Annotated in this window: 16 protein-coding genes; 1 reads left to right on the forward strand and 15 read right to left on the reverse strand. The window is 49.6% G+C overall.

Going from position 1 to position 17,010, the window contains the following annotated elements:
- Position 1: 1 nt before the first annotated feature.
- From rpmC to rpsL, 13 genes are all read right to left on the reverse strand, one after another.
- Complete coding sequence (gene rpmC, locus RI501_RS09695) at positions 2–196, reverse strand: 50S ribosomal protein L29 (protein ID WP_057733112.1); 195 nt, start codon at positions 194–196, stop codon at positions 2–4.
- Positions 186–620, reverse strand: a complete 435-nt coding sequence (gene rplP, locus RI501_RS09700) for a 50S ribosomal protein L16 (RefSeq protein WP_313822119.1) — start codon at positions 618–620, stop codon at positions 186–188. Before rplP ends, rpmC begins: the two co-directional genes overlap by 11 nt.
- Positions 621–622: 2 nt before the next feature.
- Positions 623–1,279, reverse strand: coding sequence for a 30S ribosomal protein S3 (gene rpsC / locus RI501_RS09705; protein ID WP_313822121.1), 657 nt, complete (start codon positions 1,277–1,279; stop codon positions 623–625).
- Between the two features lie 3 nt (positions 1,280–1,282).
- Positions 1,283–1,639, reverse strand: coding sequence for a 50S ribosomal protein L22 (gene rplV / locus RI501_RS09710; RefSeq protein ID WP_024746872.1), 357 nt, complete (start codon positions 1,637–1,639; stop codon positions 1,283–1,285).
- A gap of 13 nt (positions 1,640–1,652) precedes the next feature.
- Positions 1,653–1,940 carry a 30S ribosomal protein S19 gene (gene rpsS / locus RI501_RS09715; protein WP_313822123.1) on the reverse strand — a complete coding sequence of 96 codons (288 nt, stop codon included), beginning with the start codon at positions 1,938–1,940 and terminating at the stop codon, positions 1,653–1,655.
- Positions 1,941–2,019: 79 nt separating this feature from the next.
- A complete protein-coding gene (rplB, locus tag RI501_RS09720) occupies positions 2,020–2,865 on the reverse strand; it encodes a 50S ribosomal protein L2 (protein WP_313822125.1) in 846 nt (281 codons plus the stop codon).
- Positions 2,866–2,894: 29 nt separating this feature from the next.
- Positions 2,895–3,182, reverse strand: a complete 288-nt coding sequence (gene rplW, locus RI501_RS09725; protein ID WP_313822127.1) for a 50S ribosomal protein L23 — start codon at positions 3,180–3,182, stop codon at positions 2,895–2,897.
- Positions 3,182–3,805, reverse strand: a complete 624-nt coding sequence (rplD, locus tag RI501_RS09730) for a 50S ribosomal protein L4 (RefSeq protein ID WP_313822128.1) — start codon at positions 3,803–3,805, stop codon at positions 3,182–3,184. The genes rplW and rplD overlap by 1 nt, the downstream gene beginning before the upstream one ends.
- 21 nt (positions 3,806–3,826) lie before the next feature.
- Complete coding sequence (gene rplC, locus RI501_RS09735) at positions 3,827–4,477, reverse strand: 50S ribosomal protein L3 (protein WP_313822130.1); 651 nt, start codon at positions 4,475–4,477, stop codon at positions 3,827–3,829.
- A 44-nt stretch (positions 4,478–4,521) separates the two neighbouring features.
- Complete coding sequence (gene rpsJ / locus RI501_RS09740) at positions 4,522–4,830, reverse strand: 30S ribosomal protein S10 (protein WP_057733097.1); 309 nt, start codon at positions 4,828–4,830, stop codon at positions 4,522–4,524.
- Positions 4,831–5,456: 626 nt separating this feature from the next.
- On the reverse strand, positions 5,457–7,556 hold the full coding sequence (gene fusA, locus RI501_RS09745; protein ID WP_313822133.1) for an elongation factor G: 2,100 nt from the start codon (positions 7,554–7,556) through the stop codon (positions 5,457–5,459).
- Positions 7,557–7,743: 187 nt separating this feature from the next.
- On the reverse strand, positions 7,744–8,214 hold the full coding sequence (gene rpsG, locus RI501_RS09750; RefSeq protein WP_024746865.1) for a 30S ribosomal protein S7: 471 nt from the start codon (positions 8,212–8,214) through the stop codon (positions 7,744–7,746).
- Positions 8,215–8,288: 74 nt separating this feature from the next.
- Complete coding sequence (gene rpsL / locus RI501_RS09755; protein ID WP_313822136.1) at positions 8,289–8,702, reverse strand: 30S ribosomal protein S12; 414 nt, start codon at positions 8,700–8,702, stop codon at positions 8,289–8,291.
- A 275-nt stretch (positions 8,703–8,977) separates the two neighbouring features.
- On the opposite strand from rpsL, the gene RI501_RS09760 reads away from it, so the two are divergent.
- Positions 8,978–9,637 carry a prepilin peptidase gene (locus tag RI501_RS09760; protein ID WP_313822138.1) on the forward strand — a complete coding sequence of 220 codons (660 nt, stop codon included), beginning with the start codon at positions 8,978–8,980 and terminating at the stop codon, positions 9,635–9,637.
- A gap of 75 nt (positions 9,638–9,712) precedes the next feature.
- On the opposite strand, the gene rpoC is transcribed toward RI501_RS09760, so the two are convergent.
- Positions 9,713–13,360, reverse strand: a complete 3,648-nt coding sequence (gene rpoC, locus RI501_RS09765; protein WP_313822140.1) for a DNA-directed RNA polymerase subunit beta' — start codon at positions 13,358–13,360, stop codon at positions 9,713–9,715.
- A gap of 21 nt (positions 13,361–13,381) precedes the next feature.
- Positions 13,382–16,993: a DNA-directed RNA polymerase subunit beta gene (gene rpoB, locus RI501_RS09770; protein WP_313822142.1), complete on the reverse strand. Its 3,612-nt coding sequence runs from the start codon at positions 16,991–16,993 to the stop codon at positions 13,382–13,384.
- Between the last annotated feature and the right edge of the window lie 17 nt (positions 16,994–17,010).

Raw genomic sequence — 17,010 nt, forward strand, 5'->3', positions numbered from 1 at the left:
TCTACTTGTTCAGGTCTTGTTGGCGAAGAGCGGTTTTAATCCGCGCAATGTTCTTGCGAACTTGCTTCAACCGAGCGGTGTTTTCCAATTGACCGGTAGCTAATTGGAACCGCAAGTTGAATAATTCGTCCTTGTAGCTCTTTTCTTTATCGAGCATTTCAGCAGTGGTTAATTCATTGATGTCTTTAGTCTTCATTAGATTCGCCACCTACTTCCTCTCGGGTCAAAACTTTGGTGCGAACGGGAAGCTTCATGGCAGCCAAACGTAAGGCTTCGCGAGCGGTCTCTTCATCAACACCGCCGACTTCGAATAATACCTTACCGCGCTTAACTGGGGCTACCCAGCCAGCAGGCGTACCTTTACCATTACCCATCCGGACCCCAACACCTTTTTCAGTGTAGGATTTGTGAGGGAAAATTTTAATCCAAACTTTCCCACCACGCTTCATGTAACGCGTAATCGCAACACGTGCGGCTTCGATCTGCCGGTTAGAAATCCAATGGGAATCTAACGACTGCAAACCGTAGTCACCGAAAGCGACACTCTTGCCACCCTTGGCTTCGCCCCGGAGCTTACCACGGTGGACACGACGGAACTTTACTCGCTTAGGAACCAGCATGCTTATTTCCCTCCTTGTCCGTTATTTTTCTTTTCAGGTAGGATTTCACCACGGTAGATCCAGGTCTTAACACCTAAAGAACCGTAAGTGGTGTGGGCTTCTACCCAAGCATAGTCGATGTCAGCACGTAACGTGTGCAGAGGCACCGTACCGTCAGCATAGCTTTCGACACGGGACATATCAGCACCGTTTAACCGGCCAGCGACTTGCGTCTTCACACCCTTAGCACCGGAACGCATTGTCCGTTGCATGGATTGACGCATTGCCCGACGGAAAGCAACCCGGCCTTCCAATTGGCGAGCAATGTTTTCGCCAACTAACTTAGCATCTAAGTCTGGCTTCTTGATTTCCACAATGTTGATGTGTACTCGTTTGCCAGTCAAAGCATTTAATTCTTTCCGTAAGTTTTCAACTTCGGAACCACCCTTACCAATAACCATCCCTGGCTTGGCAGTGTGGATTGAGATGTTGACGCGGTTTGCAGCCCGTTCAATCTCAACAGTGGAAACAGAAGCATCTTCCAGACGCTTTTCGATGAATTTACGGATTTGAAGGTCTTCTCGTAAGTAAGCAGCAAAATATTTTTCAGCATACCACTTTGCTTCCCAGTCACGAATGATACCGACACGTAATCCGGTTGGATTTACTTTTTGACCCACGCGTTATCCCTCCTCTTTTTCAGATACAACAACCGTAATGTGACTCGTACGCTTGTTGATTGGTGAAGCAGAGCCTTTGGCACGAGGACGGAACCGCTTGAGGGTTGGTCCTTCGTTGACGTAAGCTTCGCTAACAACTAAATCTTGACGATCTAAGTCAAAATTATTTTCTGCATTGGCAATTGCAGAGTTTAAAACCTTAGCCACAACCGGTGAAGCACCGCGGGGTGTGAACTTAAGGATAGCCAGCGCTTCAGCGACGCTCTTACCGCGGATAAGGTCGATAACCAGACGGACCTTGCGTGCAGCAATCCGAACCGTCTTAGCAGTCGCTTGTGCTGATGTAACTTGTTCAGCCATTAGTTAATCCTCCTTATCGTGCAGTTGTTGTTGTTTTCTTGTCGTCGCCACCGTGGCCACGGAATGTCCGCGTTGGAACGAATTCGCCTAACTTGTGGCCAACCATGTCTTCTTGAATGTAAACTGGGACATGCTTCCGTCCGTCATAAACAGCGATGGTGTAACCAATAAAGCTAGGGAAAATAGTAGACCGGCGGGACCAGGTCTTGATGACGGCCTTTTTATCTTGATCCTTTTGCGCATCGATCTTCTTCAGCAAGTGCGCATCGGCAAAAGGTCCCTTTTTCAAACTACGACCCATTTATGAAACCTCCTCTACTTGTGGCGCATCGTTTAATACGATGATCACCGGGTATCGAATCATCCGTAGAAACGGATAATTACATCTTAGAACCCTTACGACGACGAACAATAAACTTGTCGGTCCGGTTCTTCTTACGAGTCTTCTTACCAACCGTCTTCTTACCCCATGGGGACAGAGGAGATGGTAACCCAACTGGTGCTTTACCTTCACCACCACCATGTGGGTGATCGTTAGGGTTCATAACAGAACCACGAACGTGAGGACGTTGACCAGCCCAACGGTTCCGGCCGGCTTTACCAACGTTAACTAATTCGTGTTCTTCGTTACCAACGGCACCAACCGTTGCCCGGTTAACACTTAAGACCATCCGAACTTCACCAGAGGATAACCGAACTAAGACATACTTGTCATCGTTGGCCTTACCTAAGATTTGTGCGGAAGTTCCAGCGGAGCGAACCAATTGGCCACCCTTACCTGGCTTCAATTCAATGTTGTGAATTACAGTCCCGAAAGGAATGTTCTTCAATGGCAATGCGTTCCCAACTTTGATATCAGCATCGGGACCGGATTGTACTTGAGCGCCAACCTTTAAGCCCTTAGGTGCGATGATGTAGGACTTAACCCCATCAGCGTAAACTAATAAAGCAATGTTAGCCGTCCGGTTAGGATCGTATTCGATAGCCTTAACCGTTGCAGGAACATCATCCTTAACTCGCTTAAAGTCGATGATCCGGTATTGGCGCTTGTTACCACCGCCACGGTGACGCACAGTCATATGACCGGCGTTGTTCCGCCCTGCGGTGTGGCTTTGTGAACTCAGCAATGATTTTTCAGGAGTCGTCTTAGTGATGACGTCTTTGTAAACCAAGCTCGTCATGTTACGACGACCATTGCTTGTTGGTTTGTATTTCTTAATCGCCACGTTATTTCCCTCCTATATTTATCAGATTATTATTCTTCGTTGAATAATTTAATTTCTTTTGAGTCGGCAGATAAGCTAACAATGGCCTTACGACGCTTCTTAGTGTAGCCTTCGTAACGTCCTTGCCGCTTCTTCTTACCCTTTAAGTTCATGATGTTGACCTTAACAACCTTCACGTCGAAGATTTCTTCGATTGCGTGCTTGACTTGCGTCTTGGTTGTCCGAACATCAACGTCGAACGTGTAACGCTTGTCGTCCATGGTTGCCATTGAAGCTTCAGTGACAACGGGGCGTAAGATAATGTCGCGTGCTTCCATTATGCGAGCACCTCCTCTACTTGAGAAAGAGCTGGTTGAGTAATCACTAACTTGTCAGCATCAGCAACGTCGAGCACGTTTAAGCTCTTCACTGAGATAACCTTAACGTTAGCCAAGTTACGAGCAGCTAAAGCAGCCGTCGTGTTGTCGTCTTCTAAGACCACTAACGTCTTCGTCGTGACATTCAAACCAGTCAGCACGGCAGCAAATTCTTTCGTCTTAGGTGCGTCGAAAGCTAACGTGTCGATAACGACCAAGCTTTCGTCCAGAACCTTTTGGGAAAGAACGGACTTAAGTGCTAAACGACCAACCTTCTTAGGAAGGCGGTAACTGTAGGAACGAGGGGTAGGGCCAAAGACCACACCACCACCGACCCATTGTGGGGAACGGATGGAACCTTGACGAGCCCGACCAGTACCCTTTTGACGCCATGGCTTCTTACCGCCACCACTAACAGCACTCCGGTTCTTAACGGCGTGCGTTCCTTGGCGTAAGGATGCCCGTTGCATCAAAATCGTGTCGAAGACGACGTTTTCGTTAGGTTCGATGCCGAAGATATCAGCATTCAAGGTAACGTCGCCGTTTTGGCTACCATCTTGTTTGTATAATGCTACGCTTGTCATTTAATTATCCTCCCTTCCGATTTATTTTTCAGATTGCTTAGGACGTGGGGGACGAACAGCACTCTTCACAACGACGAGTGACTTGTTAGCGCCTGGCACGTTACCCTTAATCAACAGAACGTTGTTGTCAACGTCTGCCTTGACGATTTGCAGGTTTTGGATCGTAACTTGTTTGTTACCCATCCGACCTGGGAGCTTCTTACCAGGGAAAACCCGGTTGATGATGGCACCCAGAGAACCTGGACGACGGTGATAACGAGAACCGTGAGCCATAGGACCACGACGTTGACCGTCTTTGTGGACGTTACCTTGGTATCCATGACCTTTAGTGACACCAGTGACGTCAACGATGTCGCCTGCTTGGAAGACGTCAACCTTAACTTCGTCAGCTACCTTGTAATCTCCCAGCTCAACATCTTTGAATTCACGAATGAAGCGCTTAGGAGTCGTGTTTGCTTTTGCTACATGACCTTGTTCGGGCTTGTTGCTAAGTACTTCACGCTTGTCTTGGTAACCAAGTTGGATGGCTTCGTAACCGTCGTTTTCCATCGTCTTAACTTGTAACACAACGTTTGGCGTTGCTTCGACAACAGTAACGGGGATTAATTCGCCAGCATCAGTGAAGACTTGCGTCATCCCGACCTTTTTCCCTAAGATTCCTTTTGTGGTCATGAGTACACCTCCGATTTAATGTTTTAAATTTTTGAATCTAGAAATTATAACTTGATTTCGATGTCCACACCACTAGGCAGGTCAAGCTTCATTAATGAGTCGACCGTCTTTGGCGTTGGGTTAACGATATCAATCAGACGCTTGTGCGTCCGCATTTCGAATTGTTCACGCGAGTCCTTGAACTTGTGTGGTGAACGTAACACGGTGTAGACCGTCCGTTCAGTTGGCAATGGAATTGGGCCTGAAATAGTGGCACCAGTTCTCTTTGCCGTTTCAACGATCTTGTCCGCTGATTGATCCAAGATACGGTGTTCGTAAGCCTTTAACCGAATCCGAATTTTTTGTTTTGCCATTGTGTTCCCTCCTTCGTCTATTTTAAAAATAAGACTAACTCCGTGTGAATTCCCGCCACGCCCTCATGGCAAAGCGGCCGGGCGTGTCGCAATCTCCCACATCATCGCTTAAACTTTTGAGCCGGGATCAGAAGTGCAAAATACACCCCTGAAAATCAGCACTTAACTATCATACTAAATAAAACGCCGTATGACAAGGGTTTTCGCTGAATTCCCTAAATTTTATTTGCGTGGGTCTCCCATTTAGGCTGGGAAAGCCACCTAAAAAACTTCTGAAAACTCGCGTATTAGAATACCGCGAATTAGGGTGGCCTGTCAATTATTTTGATGCTTTATTTTAGTAAGTAATCAAGCCATCACTGCCACTAGACCCCGTTTCCCCTTAGACTGAGCGCAGCCACGCTTCTGGTGAGCCACGCTCGGCTGAGTCGGTGACTCTAGCATTCCATTATAATAGTAGTTTTCAGCTCCGTTTTCGACCATTAATTACCCACAAACGTTGAATTACCAGGGTTCCTCTCCTCTTTCAAGGCAAACAAAAACGACGCCGGATCATTTTTGATCTGGCGTCGTCCTCGACAGCTTTCAATCTGATGATTTAATTACTGGTTTTAGAACCGCGTCCTCTAGTCTTCGACCGGAGTCCCACCGTTCTTCTTGATAATGTCAGCTTGCACACTCTTAGGCGTTGGTTCGTAGTGGTCGAACGTCATGGTAAACGTCCCACGACCCTGCGAAGCAGACCGTAAGGTGGTTGCGTAACCGAACATTTCGGAAAGTGGCACGTATGAATGAATCATTTGTGCGTTCCCACGAGCTTCCATTCCATCGACCTTACCACGACGTGCGGTAACTTGGCCCATGATGTCACCCATGTATTCTTCAGGAACTTGGATATCAACCTTCATGATTGGTTCCAAGATAACTGGACCGGCAGTCTTAACGGCGTTCCGTAAAGCCAAGGAAGCGGCAACCTTGAAGGCTGCTTCACTAGAATCGACTTCGTGGTAACTACCATCATAGAGCTTAGCCTTAACGTCAACTAATGGGTAGCCTGCTAAAACACCGTTAGCCATCGCTTCTTGCAGCCCTTGGTCAACTGAAGGGATAAATTCACGAGGAACCACCCCACCGACAATGGCGTCTTCGAATTCGTAACCCTTACCACGTTCGTTAGGGGTGAATTCGATCCAAACGTCACCATATTGACCTTTACCACCAGACTGGCGAACGAATTTACCTTGAGCCTTGGTAGCCTTAGTGAAGGCTTCACGGTAAGCCACTTGAGGGGCACCGATGTTAGCTTCGACCTTAAATTCACGCTTCATCCGGTCAATGATAATGTCCAAGTGAAGTTCACCCATCCCAGCAATCAGAGTTTCACCAGTTTCAGGGTTAGTTTCAGCCTTGAAAGTTGGGTCTTCTTCAGAAAGCTTTTGTAGGGCCGTGTTCATCTTGTCTTGGTCAGCCTTAGTCTTAGGTTCTACGGCAACCTGGATAACTGGATCTGGGAAGTCCATGGATTCCAAGTGCAGTGGGTGATCAGGGTCGGTTAAGGAGTCACCAGTTGTGGTGTTCTTTAACCCAATGGCCCCGGCAATATCACCAGAGAAGACTTCTGGGATTTCTTGACGGTGGTTGGAGTGCATTTGCAGCAAACGACCAACCCGTTCACGCTTGTCCTTAGTTGAGTTCAAGACGTAAGAACCGGCTTCCAAAGTCCCGGAGTAAACCCGGATGTAAGTCAAACGACCAACGAATGGGTCGGTGGCTACCTTGAAGGCCAACGCAGCAAACGGTGCGTCGTCATCGGCACGCAATTCAACGGCTTCGTCAGTATCTGGCACCGTAGCGTTGTATGGCTTAACATCCAATGGGGATGGTAAGTAGTCCACAACGGCGTCCATCAACATCTGCACACCCTTATCCTTAAAGGCAGAACCTGCGAAGACTGGGAACAATTCCAGCTTCAAAGTTGCCCGCCGGATAGCGGCCTTTAATTCGGCCTTGGAGATTTCTTCCCCTTCAAGGTACTTTTCCATGATTTCATCATCAACATCCGCAACGGTTTCGATGATTTCTTCATGACGCTTTTGGGCTTCATCCTTCATATCGTCAGGAATGTCCACCGTGTCCCACTTGGAACCCAGGTCATCCATGTCGTAGATGTAAGCCTTCATTTCGATTAAGTCCACGACACCGGCAAAGTCATCTTCAGCACCGATTGGCATCTGAAGAGCAACCGCGTTAGCGTCCAAACGTTCGTGTAATGACTTAACGGAGAAGTCGAAGTTGGCCCCCAACTTATCCATCTTGTTAACAAACACGATACGGGGAACGTCGAAGTCGGAAGCTTGACGCCAAACCGTTTCGGTTTGAGGTTCTACCCCGGCTTGGGCATCCAGAACGGCAACGGCCCCATCTAAGACCCGCAGAGAACGTTCAACTTCAACAGTGAAGTCCACGTGCCCTGGCGTATCGATGATGTTGATCCGGTACTTCTTCCATTCGGCCGTAGTGGCTGCGGAAGTGATCGTGATCCCACGTTCTTGTTCTTGTTCCATCCAGTCCATTTGGGAAGCCCCATCGTGGGTTTCACCAATTTTGTGGATCTTACCAGTGTAATACAGGATACGCTCAGTAGTCGTCGTCTTCCCGGCATCGATGTGGGCCATGATACCGATGTTACGCGTCTTCTCAAGCGGAAATTCACGAGTATTAGCCATGATTAATGTGTAACTCCTCTCAAAAATGATCGTCGATTTAACAAAAGGTGACTACCATCATCTATTGATTTAGTAGCCACCTCTAATTAAAGGATTACTCCTTTAAACTAGAGCCATGAATACGATCGCCGTATTCCGCTCTAGTATTCTAGCACATTGGCGGTAAAGCAGGGCAAAAACTGCCTGATTACCAACGGTAGTGTGCGAAGGCCCGGTTAGCATCTGCCATCCGGTGCGTATCTTCACGCTTCTTAACTGCCGCACCAGTGTTGTTAGCAGCATCCATGATTTCACGAGCAAGCCGTTCAACCATAGTGTGTTCCCCACGTAACCGTGAGTATTGCACAATCCAACGTAAGCCTAACGTGGTCCGACGGTCAGGACGAACTTCGATTGGCACTTGGTAGTTAGACCCACCAACCCGGCGTGCCTTAACTTCCAAGACTGGCATAACGTTCTTCATTGCTTCTTCGAAAGTTTCCACTGGATCATTACCAGTTTCGTTCTTAATGATGTCAAAGGCACCATAGATAATCTTCGTGGAAGTCCCGCGTTTCCCATCCATCATCGTGTGGTTAATCAAACGAGTAACCAACTTTGAGTTGTAGATTGGATCAGGAAGGACTTCACGTTTTTGTACGTTTCCTTTTCTAGGCATTGTTTAATATCCTCCTTGAAGTAACTATGCTTAATAGCTGACGGCAACCGTGCAGCTATCGCACCGATTCTTGTTTAGCCCTTAGGCTTCTTAGTCCCGTACTTGGAACGACCTTGACGACGGTCAGTCACACCGGCCGTATCAAGCGCACCACGGACAATGTGGTAACGAACCCCAGGTAAATCCTTTACCCGGCCCCCACGAATCAACACAACACTGTGTTCTTGCAGGTTGTGGCCAATCCCTGGGATGTAAGCAGTCACTTCAATTAAGTTGGACAAACGTACACGGGCGTATTTCCGTAAAGCTGAGTTAGGCTTCTTTGGCGTCATCGTACCCACACGAGTCGCCACGCCCCGCTTTTGAGGAGCTGGATTCTTAACTTGAACCTTCTTGTAACTGTTATACCCGTAGTTTAAAGCTGGGGCATCTGATTTCGAACTTTTAGATTTACGACCTTTACGCACCAATTGGTTGATAGTAGGCATCTAAATAGTCCTCCTTTCCATATCTTCTAGAATTTAAGTCCACACATCCAGGTGGTTCATTTTTTCTTAAAGAAAAAAGCCACCGAGAAAGGTGTCAATTGAAGTGTCCTCCTCGCCGTCCAGTCAGCATGTCTGGTAATTGTACCCGAGACCTGTCTGCGAAAAGCACCTTGAATAGAATAACATGCCCCCTCCCCGCCTGTCAACTTGCTGTTGGGAAAAAACCGGCAAAGTTTTGGTGGCCTTTTTCGGAAATACGAGTGAGGTGATAGTTAATGTTGCAGTTCTTACTCTTTGTCTATGGTAGTTGTCTAGGGTCATTTCTGTGTGCCGCAGCCAGCCGTTACGCGACCCACGATTCCTTACTCTTTCCCGCTTCTCATTGCGACTGGTGTTTAACGCCACTGGCTTACTGGCAGATGGTACCAGGCATTAGCTACTGGTGGTTACGGGGCCGTTGTGCCTATTGTCAATTTCCTATTCCCCCGGAAACCATCGTTACCGAGTTCGGTTGTGGCCTGCTCCTCGCAACTTGGCACCACCCGTTAGACACCTTCATGATTGGGTGGTTACTACTCTGGATCTACGCTGCTTTGTGTGACCTACGTACCCAAACTTTTCCCGCCTGGGTGGGCGCCGCCAGCTTCATCTTCGTTCCCCACGCCCCGACGTTCACCACAATTAGCTTACTATTGCTGGCTTACGGGGCGATTCGTTTAATCTGGCCACGGTGGCCTCACCCCTGGTTGGGCGATGGCGACTTAGAATTCATTAGTAGCTATTGGATTGCCTGGGGCTCTTTGGCCACTAGTCGCTGGCTGAGTACGGCTTGTCTCCTCGCGTGGCTAGTGCACCCACCCCGTTTGCATCAGCCATTTCCCTTCGTTCCGGCTTTGGTCGCGAGCGCCTGGCTATGGTGGGTGCTCCTTGCCTGATACCTGACACCAAAAAAAGAGCCACCCTGCCAATTGGTAGAGTGACTCTTTTCGTGGCTTGCTCTCACGCAGAGATTAAGCTTGGGAGTCTTCTTGCATTTGCTTTTCGAGGTCGCTGATTGAGTAAACGCCCTCCGTTGAAGCACTGCCGACTTCCTTGGGTTTGATCTGACGGTAATCTGGCATCCCAGTCCCGGCAGGAATAATCTTCCCAATGATCACATTTTCCTTCAGCCCAACTAACGGGTCGTTCTTCCCGCGGATAGCCGCGTCGGTCAGAACCCGCGTCGTTTCTTGGAAGGAAGCGGCGGATAAGAAACTGTTGGTTTCCAAGGCCGCCTTGGTAATCCCGAGGATCACCGGACGCGCCGTCGCCGCAATCCCACCAGAAATCAACGTCTGGTAGTTAGCACGACGGAAGTCCTGAATATCCATCAGGGTCCCTGGTAAGACATCAGTGTCACCTGGATCCATGATCCGGACCTTACGTAGCATCTGGCGAACCATGATTTCCACGTGCTTATCACTGATGGCCACACCTTGCATCCGGTAAACGCGTTGAACTTCACCTAAAATGTAGGTTTCCGTTGATAACACGTCCCGAACCCGCAGTAATTCCTTCGGATCAACAGACCCGTAGTTTAACGCTGCCCCACGGTGGATGAAGTCACCTTCTGTAATCCGCATCCGCGCCGTGATTGGTAACGTGTAACTCCGTGTATCGGCTTCACCCTTAATGGTAATTTCCTTAGTCCGTTCGGCCGGATTTTCCTCAATGGATTCAACCGTCCCCGTAACTTCGGTAATTTCCGCTTTTCCTTTAGGGTTCCGGGATTCAAATAATTCTTGAACACGAGGAAGCCCTTGGGTGATATCTTCGTTACCAGCCACACCACCGGTATGGAAGTTCCGCATGGTTAATTGCGTCCCTGGTTCACCGATAGACTGTGCGGCAACGGTCCCGACAGCTTCACCGACTTCAACTTCGTCACCGGTAGCCATGTTCCGACCATAACAGTGTTCGCAGACCCCGTGTTCCGTGTTACAAGTGAAGGCGGAACGAATCGTGACTTCTTGAACGCCGGCATCGACAATCTTTTGTGCGGTGTCTTCAACGATCATTTGGTTCTTCGGTACGATCACGTCACCGGTTTGCGGATCAATGACGGACTTCTGGGTGTAACGACCCAAGATCCGGTCGTACAGTGGTTCGATCATTTCATTTCCATCAGTGATGGCCCGAATCTTCAAACCACGGTCAGTCCCACAGTCCTTTTCCCGAATAATCACGTCTTGCGCCACATCAACCAACCGCCGAGTCAGATAACCGGAGTTGGCAGTCTTCAAGGCCGTATCGGTCATCCCTTTACGAGCCCCGTGGGTTGAAATGAACATTTCCATCACGGAAAGGCCTTCACGGAAGTTAGACGTGATTGGCAGTTCCATGATTTCACCGTTAGGCGCGGCCATCAAGCCCCGCATTCCGGCTAACTGCGTAAAGTTAGAAATGTTCCCCCGGGCACCAGAATCACTCATCATAAAGATTGGGTTCTGTTGTTCGAAACTGTGAATCAAGGCGTTTTGAATGTCGTCCTTGGCATCGTTCCAGATTCCAATGACCCGTTCGTAACGTTCGTGGTCGGTAATCAACCCACGCCGGAATTGCTTCGTGACCGTCTTCACCTTTTTGTGGGCGTCGTCGATGATCACTGGCTTTTCCTTCAAGTCGGTGATGTCGGAAATTCCGACCGTTAACCCTGACTTGGTGGATTCGTCGTACCCTAAGTCCTTGATCCGGTCCAACAACTTAGACGTTGCCGTCACTTTATATTGCTGGTAAACTGCCGCGATAATGTCGGACAAGAAGCCCTTCTTGAAAGGCCCGATCAGTTCGGCATTTTGGAGGTAGTCGTGAATATCTTCACCCGGTGCCAGGAAGTACTTGTCCGGCACGTAACCGTTCAAGTTGGTACTAGTTGGTTCGTTCAAGTATGGGAACGACTTCGGCAGGATGTTGTTAAAGATCAACTTTCCAACGGTCGTGACCATAATCTTTTGGCGTTGTTCGTCGGTAAATGGCTTGTCCGGCATCGAGGCCACTTGGACCCCCACGCGGGTGTGCCAATGAACTAACCCGTTTCGGTAAGCCAGCACCGCTTCGTTTAAGTCAGTGAAGATCATGCCTTCACCTTCACGGTTACTTTCTTCCATCGTCAGGTAATAGTTCCCGATAACCATATCTTGGGATGGCGCCACAACTGGTTTCCCAGAAGCCGGTGCCAGGATATGGTGCGCCGCTAACATCAGTAACCGCGCTTCGGCTTGTGCTTCGTCCGATAACGGTACGTGGATGGCCATTTGGTCCCCATCGAAATCGGCGTTGTAGGCTTCACAAGCCAGTGGGTGCAGCCGCATAGCCTTCCCACTTACCAGCACGGGTTCAAACGCTTGAATCCCTAACCGGTGAAGCGTAGGGGCCCGGTTCAACAGCACAGGGTGTTCCTTGATGACGTCTTCCAACACGTTAAACACGTCGTCTTCCTCACGGTCGATTTGGCGCTTAGCGTTCTTGATGTTGGAAGCCAACCCCCGGGCAACCAGTTCCTTCATGATGAATGGCCGGAATAATTCCAAAGCCATTGGGACTGGCAGACCCATTTGGTTGAACTTCAACGAAGGACCGACATCGATAACGGAACGACCAGAGTAGTCGACCCGCTTACCCAGTAGGTTTTGCCGGAACCGTCCTTGCTTCCCTTTCAACATGTGTGACAGGGACTTCAGTGGCCGGTTACCAGGACCAGCAACTGGACGACCCCGCCGCCCATTATCGATCAAAGCATCGACGGCTTCTTGTAACATCCGCTTTTCGTTTTGCACGATGATGCCTGGTGCGTTTAAATCAAGCAAGCGCTTGAGCCGGCTGTTCCGGTTGATGACCCGGCGATACAGGTCGTTTAAGTCGGACGTCGCAAAACGTCCCCCTTCCAACTGGACCATCGGCCGCAAGTCAGGCGGAATGACCGGAATCGCGTCCATGACCATCCATTCCGGACGGTTACCCGACGTGACGAAGGCTTCCAAGATGTCCAAACGACGAACGGCCCGCGTCCGCTTCTGGCCAGTGGCTTCCTTCAATTCTTCCTTTAATTCCTTAACTTCTTTATCCAAATCTACGGCCATCAATAACTTCTTGATGGCTTCGGCACCCATTTCAGCCTTGAAGGCCTTGGAGCCGTATTCGGCGAGCTTATCACGGTAGTCCCGTTCGGACAGTAATTGCTTACGTTCCAGAGCGGTATCACCAGGATCTAAGACCACGTAGGAAGCAAAGTAGATAATTTCTTCCAACGCCCGCGGACTCATGTCCAGGACCAAACCCATTCGACTTGGGATCCCTTTAAAGTACCAGATGTGCGTTACTGGAGCAGCCAGTTCAATGTGGCCCATCCGTTCCCGGCGAACCTTAGAACGGGTAACTTCAACCCCACAACGGTCACAAACGACACCCTTGTAACGGATACGTTTGTATTTCCCACAAGCACATTCCCAGTCCTTAGTAGGACCGAAGATGCGTTCGTCGAACAGACCGTCTTTTTCCGGCTTCAACGTCCGGTAGTTAATGGTTTCTGGCTTTTTGACTTCACCGTAAGACCAACTACGGATCTTATCGGGTGAGGCGAGTCCGATCTGCATGCTTTCGAACTTATTGACATCGACCAAAGAAGCGACCTCCCTTATGAATTAATCTTGCGTATTCGGTTGACTCTCGTTTTGTGGTGCTGTCGTCTTGGCATCCTTGCTATCACTAGCTTGGGCCTTACGTTGTTCTTCTTGCTGTTGGGCATACTTGCTCAACGCATCAACGTTAACGACGTCATCGTCTTCATCGTCCATGTCGCGTAATTCGATCTCTTCGTTGTTACCGTTCAAGACCTTCATATCCAAACCAAGGGATTGAAGTTCCTTCACCAGCACACGGAAGGATTCTGGCACGCCTGGCTTTGGAATCGGATCGCCCTTCACGATGGCTTCGTAAGTCTTCACCCGGCCGACAACGTCATCGGACTTGTAGGTTAAGATTTCTTGCAACGTGTAAGCTGCCCCGTAGGCTTCCAAAGCCCAAACTTCCATTTCACCGAAACGCTGACCACCAAATTGCGCTTTCCCACCAAGGGGTTGTTGCGTAACCAGGGAGTAAGGTCCAATGGAACGAGCGTGCATCTTGTCGTCGACCATGTGGGCCAACTTCAAGTAGTTCATGACCCCAACGGCAACCCGCTTATCAAACGGTTCACCCGTCCGGCCATCGTACAAGACCGTCTTGGCATCGGAGGCCATACCAGCTTCCTTAACGGCGTCCCAGATATCAGAATCTTGGGCCCCATCGAAGACCGGTGTTGCCATGTGAATGCCTAACTTGCGTGCGGCCATCCCTAAATGCAATTCGAGCACTTGCCCGATGTTCATCCGGGAAGGCACACCCATGGGACTCAACATGATATCAATTGGTGTCCCATCTGGCATGTACGGCATATCTTCTTGTGGAATGACGATGGAAACCGTCCCTTTGTTCCCGTGACGACCGGACATCTTGTCACCAACCTGCAGCTTACGCTTTTGGGCGATGTAGACCCGGACCATCATGTTCACGCCAGGCGATAATTCGTCCCCGTTTTCACGGGTAAAGATCTTCACGTCTTGGATGATCCCGCCACCACCGTGAGGAACCTTCAGTGACGTATCCCGGACTTCACGAGCCTTTTCACCAAAGATGGCGTGTAACAGCCGTTCTTCGGCGGAAAGTTCCGTGACCCCTTTAGGCGTCACTTTCCCAACTAAGATGTCCCCGTCTTGAACTTCGGCACCGATCCGGATAATTCCGTCTTCGTCCAAGTTCTTCAAGGCGTCTTCACCCACGTTAGGGATTTCACGCGTCATTTCTTCCGGTCCGAGCTTCGTGTCACGAGCTTCGGATTCGTATTCTTCAATGTGAATTGACGTGTAGACGTCATCCCGAACTAACCGTTCGTTAATCGCAATGGCATCTTCGAAGTTGTACCCTTGCCAAGTCATGAAGGCAACCAGTGGGTTTTGCCCTAAGGCTAATTCCCCATTTTCCATGGAAGGCCCATCGGCAATCACTTCGTCGTTATCGACGTGGTCGCCGACCTTAACGATTGGCCGTTGGTTGTAGTTCTTCCCACCGTTAGACCGGCGGAACTTCATCAACTTGTAAGTGTCCAACGCCCCGTCTTCACGCCGCACGCGAATTTCACGAGCGTCGACGTATTCAACGGTTCCGTCATGTTGACTGATCATGGCAACCCCAGAGTCATGGGCGGCCTTGTATTCAATCCCCGTCCCAATCAATGGTGCGTGTGGGTCCAGCAATGGCACAGCTTGCCGTTGCATGTTGGCCCCCATCAGCGCCCGGTTGGAGTCATCGTTTTCCAAGAAAGGAATACATGCCGTGGCCACCGCAACAACTTGCTTAGGCGACACATCCATGTAGTCAATCCGGTCGGCGGTAGTTTCAATGTTTTCGGACTTAGCCCGCGCCATGATCGTGTCCGTGTCAAACGACCCATCGTCTTTCAACGGCGTGTTCGCTTGAGCCACGACGTAATTATCTTCTTCATCGGCCGTCAGGTAATCGATCTTGTCGGTTACCTTGTGCGTTCCCCAGGAAACCCGACGGTATGGTGTTTCAATGAACCCATACTTATTAACTCGCGCGTAACTGGACAACGAGTTAATCAGCCCGATGTTCGGGCCTTCAGGCGTTTCAATCGGGCACATCCGACCGTAGTGGGTGTAGTGCACGTCCCGGACTTCATAACCGGCCCGGTCACGCGTCAACCCACCAGGTCCTAAGGCGGACAACCGACGCTTATGCGTCAATTCGCCCAACGGGTTGGTTTGGTCCATGAATTGTGACAGTTGGGAAGACCCAAAGAATTCCTTGATGGACGCCACAACTGGTCGAATGTTGATCAGCTGTTGGGGGGTCACCGTAGCGGCGTCTTGAATGGACATCCGTTCACGGACCACCCGTTCCATCCGGGATAACCCGATCCGGAATTGGTTTTGGAGTAATTCACCCACGGAACGAATCCGCCGGTTCCCCAAGTGGTCAATATCGTCGGTGTTGCCGATGCCGATTTGGAGATCGAAGAAGTAGTTCATGGATGCAATGATGTCGGCTGGACGAATGTGCTTCAGCTTCAAGTCAATGTTCCCATTCCCAATAACGGGTACTTCTTGTTCCGGATCGTCAGGGGATTGCACCTTGATGATTTGTAATTTCAAAGGTTCGGTGACGACGGCTTCGTCAGATGGTTGGAAAGTCACCATCTTAAAGTCGTCGCGATCCAGGTAAGGCGCCAAGTTCTTCATGACGTCCTTATCCACCGTCGTGCCCTTTTGCACGATGACTTCACCAGTATCCGGATCAGCCAACGTTTCGGCTAAGGTCAGACCCAATAACCGGGTCTTTAAGCTCAGCTTCTTGTTGGTCTTGTAACGACCAACGGGTGCCATGTCGTAACGCTTCGGGTCAAAGAACCGGGCCGTCAACAGACTCCGTGAAGAGTCCGCCGTCTTCGGTTCACCTGGCCGCAAGCGTTCGTAGATATCCTTCAAGGATTCTTCGACCCGTGAGTCGTCGGTATTCTTGTGGATATCCTTTTCCAAAGTGGCCATCAGGCTTTCGTTATCGCCCAAGATGTCCAAAATTTCGTCATCGGAGCCAAACCCTAAGGCCCGAACTAATTCGGTCATCGGGATCTTCCGGGTCCGGTCAATCCGGACGTAGGAAATGTTCTTGGCGTCGGTTTCGAATTCCAACCAAGCTCCCCGGTTAGGAATAACCGTGGCGCCAAAGATGGTCCGGCCGTTCTTATCGGTATCTTCATTAAAGTAAACGCCTGGCGAACGAACTAATTGGGAAACAATTACCCGTTCTGCCCCATTAATAATGAAAGTTCCTTGGTGCGTCATTAATGGGAAGTCGCCGAAGAAGACATCTTGAGACTTGATTTCGCCCGTTTCGTGGTTCGTTAGTCGTAAGGTGACGTGTAACGGTGCTGAATAGTTGGCGTCATGTTCCCGCGCTTCATCCACCGAATATTTAGGTTCTAATAATTGATAATCAACAAACTCTAACGAAAGGTTTCCTTGAAAATCCTCGATTGGCATGATGTCATCGAACATATCACGTAACCCTTCATCGAGGAACCAATTATAGGAATTGGTTTGAATCTCGATCAAGTTAGGTAAGTCCAGAACTTCCTTGATCCGTGAATAGCTACGACGCGTACGGTGTTTCCCGTATTTCACTAAGTGTCCTGCCAAGTTGTTCACCTCTCCTA

This window comes from Levilactobacillus zymae (assembly GCF_032190635.1).
Lineage (GTDB): Bacteria > Bacillota > Bacilli > Lactobacillales > Lactobacillaceae > Levilactobacillus > Levilactobacillus zymae_A.